The 13,118-nt window shown below is 69.1% G+C and carries 11 protein-coding genes and 1 pseudogene; 7 read left to right on the forward strand and 5 right to left on the reverse strand.

Features of this window, described 5'->3' with window-relative positions; genetic code table 11:
- Nucleotides 1-11 precede the first annotated feature (11 nt).
- A complete protein-coding gene (locus AB0H36_RS42600; protein WP_360536856.1) occupies nt 12-1,628 on the forward strand; it encodes a hypothetical protein in 1,617 nt (538 codons plus the stop codon).
- Here the strand turns inward: AB0H36_RS42600 and AB0H36_RS42605 are convergent.
- Nucleotides 1,527-3,188, reverse strand: a pseudogene (locus tag AB0H36_RS42605) (AAA family ATPase); the annotation flags it as partial. The gene AB0H36_RS42600 and the pseudogene AB0H36_RS42605 overlap by 102 nt on opposite strands.
- A gap of 333 nt (nt 3,189-3,521) precedes the next feature.
- On the opposite strand from AB0H36_RS42605, the gene AB0H36_RS42610 reads away from it, so the two are divergent.
- Entirely contained in the window at nt 3,522-4,730 is a 1,209-nt protein-coding gene (locus tag AB0H36_RS42610; RefSeq protein ID WP_360536858.1) for a cytochrome P450, read from the forward strand.
- Between the two features lie 21 nt (nt 4,731-4,751).
- On the opposite strand, the gene AB0H36_RS42615 is transcribed toward AB0H36_RS42610, so the two are convergent.
- Nucleotides 4,752-6,185 carry a hypothetical protein gene (locus AB0H36_RS42615; protein ID WP_360536860.1) on the reverse strand — a complete coding sequence of 478 codons (1,434 nt, stop codon included), beginning with the start codon at nt 6,183-6,185 and terminating at the stop codon, nt 4,752-4,754.
- A gap of 207 nt (nt 6,186-6,392) precedes the next feature.
- Between AB0H36_RS42615 and AB0H36_RS42620 the strand changes: the two genes are divergently transcribed.
- A complete protein-coding gene (locus AB0H36_RS42620) occupies nt 6,393-7,280 on the forward strand; it encodes a phosphotransferase (RefSeq protein WP_360536862.1) in 888 nt (295 codons plus the stop codon).
- 75 nt (nt 7,281-7,355) lie between these two features.
- Nucleotides 7,356-8,762 (forward strand): HAMP domain-containing sensor histidine kinase, encoded by a 1,407-nt coding sequence (locus tag AB0H36_RS42625; protein WP_360536864.1) that lies wholly within the window; start codon nt 7,356-7,358, stop codon nt 8,760-8,762.
- Between the two features lie 67 nt (nt 8,763-8,829).
- Here the strand turns inward: AB0H36_RS42625 and AB0H36_RS42630 are convergent, their stop codons facing one another.
- Nucleotides 8,830-9,702, reverse strand: coding sequence for an SDR family NAD(P)-dependent oxidoreductase (locus tag AB0H36_RS42630; protein ID WP_360536866.1), 873 nt, complete (start codon nt 9,700-9,702; stop codon nt 8,830-8,832).
- A gap of 107 nt (nt 9,703-9,809) precedes the next feature.
- Between AB0H36_RS42630 and AB0H36_RS42635 the strand changes: the two genes are divergently transcribed.
- Nucleotides 9,810-10,376, forward strand: a complete 567-nt coding sequence (locus AB0H36_RS42635) for a TetR/AcrR family transcriptional regulator (RefSeq protein ID WP_360536868.1) — start codon at nt 9,810-9,812, stop codon at nt 10,374-10,376.
- Here the strand turns inward: AB0H36_RS42635 and AB0H36_RS42640 are convergent, their stop codons facing one another.
- Nucleotides 10,377-10,886 carry a TetR/AcrR family transcriptional regulator gene (locus tag AB0H36_RS42640; protein ID WP_360536870.1) on the reverse strand — a complete coding sequence of 170 codons (510 nt, stop codon included), beginning with the start codon at nt 10,884-10,886 and terminating at the stop codon, nt 10,377-10,379. It lies immediately after the preceding gene.
- Here AB0H36_RS42640 and AB0H36_RS42645 point away from each other — a divergent pair.
- A complete protein-coding gene (locus AB0H36_RS42645; protein WP_360536873.1) occupies nt 10,864-11,631 on the forward strand; it encodes an SDR family oxidoreductase in 768 nt (255 codons plus the stop codon). The two genes, AB0H36_RS42640 and AB0H36_RS42645, sit on opposite strands and share 23 nt — an antisense overlap.
- On the opposite strand, the gene AB0H36_RS42650 is transcribed toward AB0H36_RS42645, so the two are convergent.
- Nucleotides 11,618-12,541, reverse strand: a complete 924-nt coding sequence (locus tag AB0H36_RS42650; protein ID WP_360536875.1) for a helix-turn-helix domain-containing protein — start codon at nt 12,539-12,541, stop codon at nt 11,618-11,620. The two genes, AB0H36_RS42645 and AB0H36_RS42650, sit on opposite strands and share 14 nt — an antisense overlap.
- A gap of 72 nt (nt 12,542-12,613) precedes the next feature.
- On the opposite strand from AB0H36_RS42650, the gene AB0H36_RS42655 reads away from it, so the two are divergent.
- On the forward strand, nt 12,614-13,118 hold a 505-nt coding region (locus AB0H36_RS42655; protein WP_360536877.1), incomplete at its 3' end, for a DJ-1/PfpI family protein.

The following is a 13,118-nucleotide window of genomic DNA, read 5'->3' on the forward strand; positions in this document are numbered from 1 at the left end:
GGAGGACGACTGTGAAACGCCGTTCCGTGTTGATCGGCGCCGCCGCGGCGCCGTTGTTCGCCTCGCTGCCGCTGCGGGCCAACGCCGCGAGCCTGCCGCCGCTCGCGAGTCTGCCGGCCGGCTTGCCGGACCGCGGACTGTTCGCGCCGGGGGAGCAGCGGTTCGCGGGGTACCTGGTGATCCTCGCGCCGATGGCCAACGACATCGTGGACACCACGCCGTACGGCTTCATGGGCGGTGGCTGGTGGCGGACGCCGGCCCAGCCGTTCAACGCCCGGGTGCAGGAGCACGTGTTCACGCTCAGCTGGTTCTACGCCAACCGCCGTACCTGGAACCCCTACCACCGGGACCCCGCGTTGCTCGGCCGGCTCGACGCCGCGCTCGAGCACTACCTGAACCTGCAGAATCCGGACGGCTCGTGGCCCGAGTACGAGCCGGCCGAGCGGGGCAAGGCGTCGAGCGGCTTCGGCCTCGGTTACCTGGCCAAGACGCTGGCCAACCTCCGCCAGGCCAATGCGCTGCCGAGCCGTCGTACTCAGCTGGAAGGTGCCCTGCGCAAGGGAGTCGACTGGTACCTGGACCCGGCCAACAGCGTGGTCTGGGACGACCCCTTCAAGTACACGAACCAGGCCGTCGCCGGGGTGGCCGGCTCCGCCCTCACCCTCCGGCTGCTGCCCGACCTCGCCCGGTGGCAGCGCCTGAAGGAGCGGATCCGGTTCGTCGCCAAGTGGTCGCAGAGCCCGGCCGGGTTCTTCTACGACCCGCGCGGGATGGACATCAACTACAACTTCGAGGTGATGCTGCCGGAGATGGCCGAGCTCTACCTGCTCACCCGGAACCCGTTGCTGGTCTCGATGACCCGCCGGTTCTCCGAGTGGTTCGGGTACAACCTGCTCCGTGAACCGGACGGCTCCGGCTGGCTGACGTACTACGCCGTGTCCGACCGCACCGCCACCGCGTACTACGACGACGCGATCCCGGATCCCGACCGGACCATCCTCGGCTCGCACTTCGTCCCCGCCGTACCGGACCTGGGGGCGTTCTTCACCAGCCGGGAGGACAAGGCTGCACTGCGGAAGGCCTGGGCCGAGGACCCGGCGCCGGTGCCGGCGTTGGCAAGGCAGGACACGTCACCGCGCATCATCGCCCACGCGCCGTACGGCGAAGCACTGCCGACGCGTGCCTCGAAGCAGACCGCGATCGCCCGCATCCCGTACCTGCACAAGGACGACTTCACCGAACTGCGTCGCGACGAGATCGAGAACCAGGACTACCTCTACGTACGACGTCCCGGCTACTACGTCGGCGCCTTCTTCGGGACTCGCCCGGGCAGCTCGGTCAGGGCCGGCACCGGCTTCCTCTGGCACCCGGCGGCCGGCACCTTGATCCACGCGCAGCAGACGTCGACCGGATGCTGGGGCACGGTCCGCCTTCATGTCTCGACGCTATTCGGCACCGGCAGCCACGACCTGGCCGAAGCCCTTGGTGCGCTCGTCCACCAACGAGTAGGCGGCAAACGTCGAGTCCTTGTCCAAGCTGGTGACCGGGTCGTCGACGACAACGAGGTCACGCTCCGGCACCACGCCGTCGGCTTCCAGGCTGCGCAGGAAGTACAGCAGCGCCAGTGAGTGCCGTTCTCCTTCACTCAGGTTCTGCGGCGGACCGTCGCTCCGCAGGACTTCGTAACCCTTCCCATCCTCGGTGACCTTCAGCGTGAGATGCACATGCCCGAAAGTGTTCGCCAGATCGTCGTTGATCAGCATTGCCATCCGGCCGACGTCATGCTGTTGGCTTCGCATCTGCTCGGCCTCCGCCCGGAGCCGGCCGATCCGGGCGCCTAGGCGCTCGATCGCGCGGTCTGCCAGAGGGATCTTGTGCTGGGCGGTTGTGTACTCCTGCCGGAACTGTTCGACCAGATGGGCGAGCACGGTCGCCTCCGCGTTAGCCCGGAGGCTCGCTTGCCGGCCGACATCCACGTTGTGTTTGACGATCACCTCGGTCAGAGGGCTTAGCGCGGGCGACTCAGGTGCCGCCGGCAACGACTCTGCCAGTGGATGGTACGGATCTTCGTCCCGGCGGCCGATGAGAGTCGCCAATGAGCCGAGGTAGGCGTTCCAGGTCTCGATCGGTTCTTTGAGTACGACGAGTGCGTCGCTGTACTCGGCTCCATGATCGGGCATGATCTTGTCGGCCGTTGGAAGACCGTCACGCCAGGACATTAGCGCCTGCCGAGCCGCGGCGATCTCGTCCTGGAGGTTTCGCAGGTCCGAGCGGAGGTCGGCCAGCGACCTGTCGAAATGTGCCTCATAGGTGGACCGCGTCTCGGCCGAGAGCGTGCCAGTGGTGCAGAACTTGCAGCGATCGCCGCCGACCGGATGCAGGGCCAGCCCGGCCTCGATCCAGTCCGCCAGCGCGTGGTCGCGATCCAGGTCCGGGCTGACCTCGTTGGTCAACGCGCGCGCGATGACCTCCCCTGTGCGATCCGCCAGCGCGCTGACCGCGCCGAGTGGATCCTCTAGTGGCGGGATCATCTGGAACTCCTCGGCTTCCAACAGGACGAGGCAGACGTCCAGTTGTTCGTCGGTCAGCGTAGGTTGCTGTGGACCTGTGAGCGCCTTGTGCGCCTTGGCCACCGTGAAGGTCTGCGTGCCGTACTTGAACGGCAGCACGCGCCCGAGAACGTCGATGGCTCGCTGCTTGGCCTCCTGCTTGAGCTTCACGACGCGGCGATCGAGCTCAGCACGCCTCTGGGTCAGTGCAGCAAGTCGCGTGCTCTGACGGTCCGCCTCGTCCTCCAGGGCACGACGGGCAGCCTCCGCGGCGACGTTGGTCTCGCCGAGTTTCAGGATGCCCGCCGAGCTGCCACTGCCGTCGAGGAAGAAGCTCAGGTGGTCCTCGATGTAGCTCCGGTTGAAAACGTGCACTCGGCGGACCACGGTCTCCGGCAGTGTGCCCTTGCGCCATCCGCCGTTCTGGTAGTACTCCGCGATCACGGCGACCTCGCCGGTTGCGGCTTTTCGGAGCAGCTCCGAGAAGGTGGTCTTCCCTGTGCCGTTGCGTCCGTAGACGAAGGTTCTGGCGCCCAGGCCGCAGCCGGGGGCGACTCTGGTGAACAGGTCGTTGTCGATCAAACGAAAAGATCCGGCTGGTGCGATCCGCCGGACCTTGGCCGTTACCTCAGTTGTCATTCTCCACCCCAGTGCCCAGGCGTGGCCGGGCAGCAGTCATTGGAACTCGACGAGTTACCAGCGCACCTTGACGGCGTCTTGGATGCGGCCGTGCGCGTCGAAGCAGCCGACGTGATGTTCGGCTCCGACGTCCGGTGCTGACCTCTGGCCCCCCAGGAGGTCGCTGTCGACGAGTTCTACTTCCCCAGAGATCGGCGACGATCTCTCTACTGTCAGTAGCCAACTATGCACGGCTGCGCCTCGCCTGCCAAGGGCTCGAGCGAAGATTGTCACAGCGAGTGTCGACGCGCGCAGCTACAGCGAAGGGTTGCCTAAGGCGCTTAGGGTCGGGGTATGTCGGAGCCGGTGCTGGAGATTCCGTTCGAGGATGCTTTTCAGTTCGATCCGTCGCCTACGTTCGCGGAGTTGCGGGAGAACCGGCCGGTGGCGCGGGTGCGGACACTGGCCGGGGCCGAGGTGTGGCTGGTGACCCGGTACGACGACGTGCGGATGGTGCTCGCGGATCCGCGGTTCTCGCGGGCCGCGGTGGTGAAGCAGGGCGCGCCCCGGGTCGCGCTGGCCAAGCCGATGCCGAACAGCCTGACCACGACCGACCCGCCGGAGCACACCCGGTTGCGGAAGCTGGTGTCGTCGACGTTCGCGCACCGCCGGATCGAGCGGACCCGGCCGTGGGTCGCGGAGTTGTCGGCGCAGCTCGCCGAGGACGTGGCGCGGGCCGGCGACGGCGCGGACATCCGGCAGCTGGTCGCGTTGCCGCTGCCGATCCAGGTGATCTGCCAGCTGCTCGGCGTACCGTACGACGACCGCGAGCAGTTCCGGGAATGGACGGAGCTCGGCTACAGCATGCGGATGGCGGAGAAGGACCTCGTCGAGAACGCCATGACGAGCCTGACCGCCTACATCGAGGACCTGGTCACCAAGAAGCTCGCGAACACCGACCAGCCGGCCGAGGATCTGCTCGACGAGCTGGTCCGTGCCCGGGAGGAAGGCGATCGGCTCAGTCAGGACGAGCTGATCGCGTTCGGCGTGAACCTGCTGGTGGCCGGCCACGAGACCTCGGCGAACCAGATCTCGAGCTGTGTCGCGACCCTGCTCCGCTGGCCGGAGAACTGGGCCAGGCTGGTCGCGAACCCCGACCTGGTGCCGTCGGCAATCGAGGAGCTGCTGCGGTTCAACCGCTTCAGCGAGGTCGGGCAGTTGCGCGTCGCGGTCGAGGACGTCGAGCTGCACGGCGTCCGGATCAAGGCCGGCGAGGGCGTGATGGCGGCGCTGAACTCGGCCAACCGCGACCCCCGTGCGTACGACGAACCCGACGAGCTGCGGCTGGACCGGAAGGACAACAAGCACCTGTCGTTCGGCTTCGGACCGCACTTCTGTCTCGGCGCCCAGCTCGCCCGCATCGAGCTGCAGGAGTCACTGCTGGCCCTGGTACGGCGCTTCCCCCGGATGAGCCTGGCCAAGCCGGCCGAGGACCTCCAATGGCGCCGGGTCCTGGTCAGCGGTCTCGCCGAGCTGCCGGTGAACCTCGGCCTCGAAGACTGAGGTCCACCGGCAGCCGATCGATCAGTTCTGCGAGGCGAACACGACCCCGTGCTCGGTCTCGTACTGCTCGATGAACCGGGCTGCCATCGGCTCGCTCGACGCGATCGCGTCGGCCAGCGTCTTGGCGGTGCGCTCACGACCGGCCGGCCAGTCCGAGAGCAGCGCGTACGCACGCATCCGCTTCTTCTCCAGCGCGGTCGGCTCCGGCTGGTCGTCGGCCGGCTCCTCGGCCTTCTCGACCTTCTGAACCACGACCGGCGCCGGGTCAGGCAGCACCGGCTGGACGGCCGGCGCGGTGGTGATCAGCGCCGGCGGCTGGGTGTCGGTGGTGTCCGCGAACGGCGACGGCGGCTGCGGCTTCTGCACGACCGGCTCGGCCTTCGGCTGCGGCGCCAGCGGCTTGAGCATACTGTTCACCGACCCGTTGACCGATCCGTTCGGCGCGGACGCCGTACCGCTCTGCACGACGTGCTGCCGCTCGCTCTCGTCCTCGACGACGACCGCCTCGGCGACCGACTCGTCGCTGTCGGTCTGGTCCACGATCGCCATCAACTCGCCGGTCCAGGCGTCCTCGTCGCGCAGCGACACCCCGGTGCTGTCGGCCCGCCGCGGCTGCCCGCCCTCGAGCACCCAGACCGCGGCCGGCACCGGACGCTCCTCGACCTCCGGCGGCGGCGAGATCGCCTTGGTCAGCTTGTTGGTGATGACCTCGTAGTTGATCCGCTCCTCGAGCATCCCGGCCAGCCGGTCCGGGTCGTACGTCGTCTCGGCGATCTTGGCCAGCCGCTCGTCCTGGTGCTCGGACCGGATGTACTCGGCAACGGTCCCGGCGATCGCCTCCCGGCGGCTCCGGTTCCGGATCTGGTGCTGGGCCGCGCGCAGGCTCTCGTACAGGCTGTAGCCGTGCTCGATCGCCAGCGACCGGGCCAGCCAGGTGGTCTTCGGCTCGCGGACCCACTGGATCACGCCGTACACGGGACCGGTCTCGCGCATCTGCCCGGCGCGGCGCAGCGCGTCGCGCCGGCGGGCCGAGCTGTGGATCAGCCAGAGCACGTACGCGAACGCGGACAGGCCGCCGAAGCCGAAGGCGAGGAACCGCTCCTCCGGGCGCCAGTGCCCGACCACGTTGAAGACGACCGCGACCAGCGCCGCGAAGAACGACATCGCGCGGTAGGCGTAGGCCTGCTCACCCTTGCGCCGGCGCAGGTCGGCCAGAGCGGCGGTGGCGACACCACCGAGCTCGAGCACGGCCACCGCGGGCGTGACCAGGATGATCTTCAGGAACGTCGAGAAGCCGGTCTCCGGCCACGGGATGTGGGTGACGCCGGCCCAGACCTGACCGACAAGGGCGGCCGCGGCCGCCGTGGCGTAGAAGGCATAGGCGACCTTGTCCGCACCGGTAAGAGGTACGTTCGCCAGTTCGCCAGTACTGGTGTTGCTGGTGTTCTCCTGCAAGACGTGGTCTCCTGACCGGGTTTGGGCTCTCCGGCAGTTCGTCGGTCGGTGGTACGGCAGCCTCCCCCATAGGGCGCTGCAAGAGGCTACCGGTTTCCGGCCCCGAAAGGGGAGGCGAATCCGGAAACGTAACGAACCTCCCCACTCCACCGCCACTTCACACCACCGAGTTTTAACCTCGTCCTTGTGTTCCCCACCCTCCGCTCCTTGCCCGACCCCACCGCCCTGACCCCGTACCTGAGTGACCGGTACGGCGTTACGTTCACCGGCTGCACGCTGCTCCGCTCCCTTGTGAACGACGTGTACGAGCTGACCACGGCGGACGCGCGGTACATCCTCAAGCTCTACCGGTACGGCGGCCGGCACCCGGACGAAATCCGTTGGGAGACAGGGCTTTCGGCGCATCTGGTCGCCAACGGACTGCCGACGCCGGCGGTCCGTGCACTGCCCGACGGCGACCAGGTCGGGCTGCTCGAGGCACCCGAGGGACCGCGGGCGTTCGTGCTGCAGGAATTCGTCGACGGGGCGAAGCCGCCGTACGAGGAGGGGCTGTACCGGGAGTTCGGCGTACTGGTTGCCCGGTTCCACGAAATGGCGGATTCGTATGTGTCCGCATTTCCCCGGCACGCGCCCGACCTGTCACACCAGCTCGACGAACTCGGGCCGCACCTCGCGCCCGCGGAGGAAAACCTGCTCCGGGCCCTGACCGAGGCTGTACGGAACAACGTCGCGCAGTACAGTCTCGCCTCCGGCATCCGCCACGGCGACGTGTCGCTGGACAACCTGATGGTCGCGGGCAACGATCTCATCCTCTACGACTTCGACCTCGCCACCGTCGGCGACCAGGCGGCCGACTTCACCGGCGTCGCGTCCACGCCGTACTGGTCCGCGTTCAAGGCCGGCTACAGCAGTCGCCGTCCGATCAGCGCCGACGACGAGGCCGCCATTCCCTACCTCGGCGTCGTCGCGCGGATCTCCAACCTGTGGTTCCACCTCGTCGACAAGCCGCTGATCCGCGGCGCCGAGTCCCGCGGTGAGGGGTGGGCTGATCGCGACCTGACCGCGCTGAAACAAGCGGGTGAGCAACTTCTCTGACGCGTCAGGAAGATTGCCAGCGAGCCCCCAGGGTTCGTCCAGGAAGCGCCAGGCTTGAACGCTCACCCTGGGGGCATGAGGCCGAAGTCGCTGACCGCGCGGGTGACCGCTGCTGTCGTGTTGTTGATGGCAACGGTCAGTGTGTTGATCAGCGTCCTGACGACCGCCGCGATCAGCTCGTACCTGACCCGCCAACTCGACGACAAGGTGGCCGCGTCGCACAGCCGGGCGATCGGGGTGCTGAACAACAACGGCGGGCCCAAGCCGCCGCTGGACAACGGAGGCCCGCACCAGGACGCGGGCACGATCACCCTCTACCGGTCCGGCTCGACGTCGACCGGCAACGTCATCACCGCGGACGGCGACTCCACCGGCCTCTCCACGCCGGCGGTCGACATCCTCTCCTCCGTGCCGGTCAACGCGGCGAACGAGACCGTCGACGTACCCGGTCTCGGGCAGTACCGCGTGCACGCCTCAGTCATCGACGGCACGACGGTCATCACCGGTCTCTCCACTCAGGACATCGACAACACGGTCAACAGCCTGATCGGCTGGGAGGCGCTGTTCGGCGGCATCGGCGTGATCACCGCGGGAGGTGTCGCGACTGTCGTCGTACGGCGGCAACTGCGGCCGCTGCGCCGGGTCGCGCAGACTGCGCGCGAGGTGGCCGGTCTGCCACTGGCCACGGGCGAGATCGGCGTGACCGCGCGTGTCCCGGACGCGCTCACCGACGAGCGGACCGAGGTCGGTCAGGTCGCGGTCGCGTTGAACACCTTGCTCGGTCACATGGAGGGCGCGTTGGACGCCCGGCACCGGAGCGAGCAGCAGGTACGCCAGTTCGTCGCCGACGCCTCGCATGAACTACGTACGCCGCTCACCACCATCCATGGCTATGCGCAGCTCAGCCTCCGCAGTCCGGAGCATTTACCGCTGGCCATGGGCAAGGTGATGGTGGAAGCCACCCGAATGGCAGCGCTCGTCGAGGACCTTCTGCTGCTGGCCCGACTCGACGCCGGCCGGCCGCTCGACCTCAGGTCGGTCGACCTCAGCCGCCTTGCGCTGGACTCGGTCACCGACGCGCGCATCGTCAGCCCCGACCACCGCTGGTCGCTGAACCTGCCGCCGGAACCCATCGTCGTCACGGCCGACGAGCAGCGGCTGCACCAGGTCGTCACCAACCTGCTCAGCAACGCTCGCCGGCACACGCCGGCCGGGACCACCGTCACCGTCGGCCTGCAGGCGGACGACGAACGGCACTCCGCCGTACTCACCATCCACGACGACGGCCCCGGCATCCCGGCCGACCTCCAACCCAACGTCTTCAAGCGATTCACCCGAGCCGACACCTCCCGCACCCGCGACTCCGGCGGCTCCGGCCTGGGCCTCTCGCTCGCCCAGTCCATCACCGAAGCCCACGGCGGCGCGATCGCCGTAACCTCCCACCCAGGCAACACCTGCTTCACCCTGGCCCTGCCGCGGTGACGGACCGCCAGACCATCACAACTGGCCTGCGATCACCGGCCGCACGCTCAGCTCGCCGGAGTGGTGGTCATCGTGATGGCCTGGCGGTCCGTAGAGCCGCGTCGACCAGGCGCGCGGATTCGTCCCAGAGGCGGTCGCAGCGGGATTCGTCGGTGGTGTGGGGTGCGGTGGGGACGGCCTGGCGTTTGACGTAGAAGGTGCCGGTGGTGGTGGCAACGTCGCGGGAGGTGGCGAGCCAGGCGGGGGTGTCGGCGCCGACCTCGGGGCCGGGGCAGAAGCGGTCGAGGATGCGGGCGCTGAGGCGGAGTAGGCCGTGGGCGTCGCGGCCGAGGCCGGTGTCGCGGATGATGCCCGGGTGGGCGCCGTTCACGGTGATGGCGCGACCGGCGAGTCGGCGGGCGAGGGCGTAGACGAACATCGCGTTCATGTTCTTGGTCCGCCCGTACGCCGCGAACGGCCGGAAGCTGGGGATCGGCGCGAGGCTCTCGCGGCTGTCCAGCTGGTCGACGTCGACCGGGACGCGACGCAGCGCCGTCGGGGAGGCGCCGACCACGATGAAGCGGGCGGGCCGGTCGCCGAGGGCTTCGGCGAGTGAGCGCAGCAGCAGGTACGGCGCCAGGTGGTTGGTCGCGAGCAGTCGCTGAAGCCCCTCCGAGGTGACGTCGTCGATCGGCGCGACCACCGCCGCGTTGCTGATCACGACGTCCGGCGGCTCGTCGCCGAGTCGCTCGGCCAACCGCCGTACGTCGGCCATCAGCGACAGATCGGTCACGTCCGGCCGCAGGTCGGCACCCGGCACGGTGGCCTCGATCCGCCGGGCCGCGTCGCTCAACCGGCCCTGGTCGCGGCCGACCATCACGACCGACATCCCTTCCCTGGCAAGCCGTTCCGCGATCGCCGCCCCGATCCCGCCGCTGGCTCCTGTGATCACCGCACGCATCAGCACTCCTCTCAGGTTGACACTGTCAACCATAGACATGCGAGGTTGACAACGTCAACCTCATGGTCGAGCGAAGCGAGGCCGTCGTCAGGCACTACGATCGCGGGATGGGGACGCGGGACGACTTGATCGAGGTGGCCACCGGGCTGCTCGATCGTGGTGGGGTTGCCGCGGTGACCCTGCGAGAGGTGGGCCGACTCGCCGGCGTCTCGCACAATGCGCCGTACAAGCATTTCGCCGACAAGCAGGCCCTCCTGGCCGCGGTCGCCGCCCGCGACCTCGCGCGGCACGGCGCCGCGATCGAGCAAGCGGTACGGCGGAAGCGGTCCGCGCGAGCCGCGTTGAGTGAGGCGATGGGCCGCTACATCGCCTGGGCGCTGGAGTATCCGGAGCGCTTCCGTCTGGTCTTCGGTCGGTGGACGGTCGAGTCGCCCGAGCTCACCGCTGCGGCGGAGTCCGCTCAAGCCGGCCTGATCGGCCTGGTCGAAGCCGCGCAGACCGACGGTGTGCTGCCGGCCGGTGATCCGGTCCGCCTGGCCTCACTCGTGCGCTCGGTCGCGCACGGCGCCGCCGACCTGGCCGCCACGGGCCACCTCTCCGAATCCGGCAAGGGCCATGCAAGCCCACAGCAACTGGTCGACGATCTGCTCGTCTATCTACAAGCGGCGTCCTGATCAGAGCTGCGTGTTCGGGTTGCCGACGCCGCGCAGGAGGGTGTCGACGATCTGGGTCGCGAGTGCGTCGGTGTCCGCGTCGGCGCCGCGCTTGCTCAAGTCCTGGCAGACCTCGTGGAGCAGTGCGTAGTAGACCCGGCGCGCCCAGATCGGGTCCACGTCGGCGCGGAGCGCTCCAGCCCGCTGGAGGCGGGCGAAGAGTTGGTCGCAGCGCTCAACGACGTCGGCCTGGATCCGGTCCGCTTGGTTGCCTGGGGCAAGGGCTGCGTTCATCGCGAAGCCCCAGGACAGCTTGACGCGGAGCACGTTGGCGGTCGCCTGGTAGAGCGCGACCAGCGGCGGCGTGGTTTCCGGCCGGGCCTGCTCGACCGCGTTCTGGAGTTGCAGTGCGGCCCAGGTCGCCATCGCGGTGATCAGCGCCTCCCGGGTGGCGAACCTCCGGTGCACGGTGGTCCGGGCCACCCCGGCCGCGGCCGCGATCTCCTCCATGGTGGCGTTCGGTTTCGTCACCGGAGCCAGCCGCGGCATCGGGCTGGCCGTGGTGGAGGGACTCGTGGCCGAAGGGGTGCGCGTGGTCGCGGTCGCCCGGACCGTCACTCCGGAGCTCCGTGCCACCGGCGCGTACGTGGTGCCGACTGATCTCGCCGTACCGGATGGACCGGAGCGCGCGGTCGCCGCCGCGTTGGCGGAAGTCGGCGAGTTGGACCTGTTGGTGAACAACGTCGGTGGCGGTGACGGCGAGGCAGCCGGCGGGTTCCTGGAGTTCGGGGACGAGGCGTGGCAACAGTTCTTCGAGCTGAACTACTTCGCCGCCGTGCGGACGACGCGGGCCGCGCTGTCGAGCCTGATCCGCCAGAGTGGCGCGATCGTGAACGTGTCGTCGAACGGCGCGCGGATCCCGTCCGCCGGCCCGATCCCGTACACGACCGCCAAGGCGGCGCTGACCGCGTTGGGCAAGGCGCTCGCTGAGGAGTTCGGTCCGCAAGGCGTGCGCGTGAACACGGTCTCGCCGGGCCCGGTACGTACGGCGTTGTGGGTCGGCCCGGATCAGTACGGCGGGCAGCTCGCCAAGAAGCTCGGAGTGTCCCATGACGATCTGCTCGCCGGTCTGCCGGAGCAGACCGGGATGCTGACCGGCCGACTGATCGAGCCCGCCGAAGTTGCCGCGCTCGTCGTGCAGCTGTGCTCGCCGCGAACCGCGAGCATCGTGGGCGCCGACTACCTGATCGACGGCGGGATCATCAAGACCGCGTGAACGTCCGCCGGTAGGCGGTCGGCGTGGTGGCGAACGCCTTCGTGAAGTGCTGACGCAGCAACAACGGCGTGCTGAAGCCGGCCTCGGTCGCGATCTGGCCGACCGGGAGCGTGGTGGTCTCGAGGAGCTCCTGGGCGCGGGCGAGGCGATGCCGGATCAGCCATTGCAAAGGAGTCGTGCCGGTCTGGGCGCGGAACTGCCGGGACAGCGTGCGTGGACTCATCGCGGCCTGCGCGGCGATGGTGGTGAGGGTGAGCGGCTCCGCCAAGTGGTCCCGCATCCACCGCATCACCGGCTCGAGCGAATCGTTGCCCGAGACAACGGGCATGGTGACGAACTGCGCCTGCCCGCCGTCCCGGTGCGGTGCCATCACCAGCCGCCGCGCGACCTCCGCAGCGACGGCCGAGCCGTGGTCGCGCCGGACCAGATGCAGGCAGAGGTCGAGGCCGGCGGTGACACCCGCAGACGTCAGTACATCGCCCTCGTCGACATAGAGCGCGTCGACCACCACCTCGACCTTCGGGTAGCGGCGGGCGAGCTCGTCCGCCCATGACCAATGCGTCGTGGCCCGTCGCCCGTCGAGTACGCCGGCAGCCGCGAGCGCGAACGCACCGGTGCAGATGGACGCGATCCGCGTCCCGCGGCGATTGGCCTCGCGGATCAGCTCCACCACCTCGTCGGACGGCTCGAAGGCGGCGGGCACGATGAGGGTGTCGGCCAGAAGTGCATCGGACAGCGGGTACGGCGCTTCGGCCGTGAGGATCGGGCGGTCGTGAGCCATCAGCGTCGTACCGGGTGTGCCGCAGACGCGGACGTCGTACAGGCCCTCGGCGGTTGCGAAGACCTGGCAGGCGCCGGCCAACTCGAGCCCGATCGCACCTTCGGCGGCGAGGACGGCGACGGTCATCATGGCGCGAATCTAGCTGATGATGTCTTTCCAGCCACTCCCAACAGCACCGCCGCCGGCCGCAGGCTGGAAGGCATGCGGATCGACGTACTGATGTTCGAAGGTGTGGCCGAGGTCGACGCGCTGGCGACGTACGCGGTGTTCGCCAACGCGAAGCGGCGTGGGCTGGCCGTGGATCCCCGGCTGGTCACCGCCGACGGGGCCACCGAGGTGACCGGGTGCTACGGAACGACGTTCACCGCATTGGAGCCGTGGTCGCCGGACACCGCGCGGGTGCTGGCGGTGTCCGGCGGCTGGATCCTGGAGGAGATCGAGCGCGGGGTGATCCCGAAGCAGCTGGCCGACGCGAAGCGGGCCGGGGGCAACAACCTGGTCCTGGCCGGCATCGACTCGGGATCCCTCCTGCTCGGCGCGGCAGGCCTGATCGACGGTCGTCCCGCGACCACCCACCGCGCCGACTACGAACGCCTGAGCCAGTGGGCCGACGTCGTCGACGCCCGGATCGTCGACGACGGCGACCTGGTCGCCGCGGCGCGGTCGCGCGCTGGGCTGCGGCCGCCCGAACGGGTCTTCCTGCGGT

The organism is Kribbella sp. NPDC050820 (assembly GCF_040653975.1).
Classification (GTDB): domain Bacteria; phylum Actinomycetota; class Actinomycetes; order Propionibacteriales; family Kribbellaceae; genus Kribbella.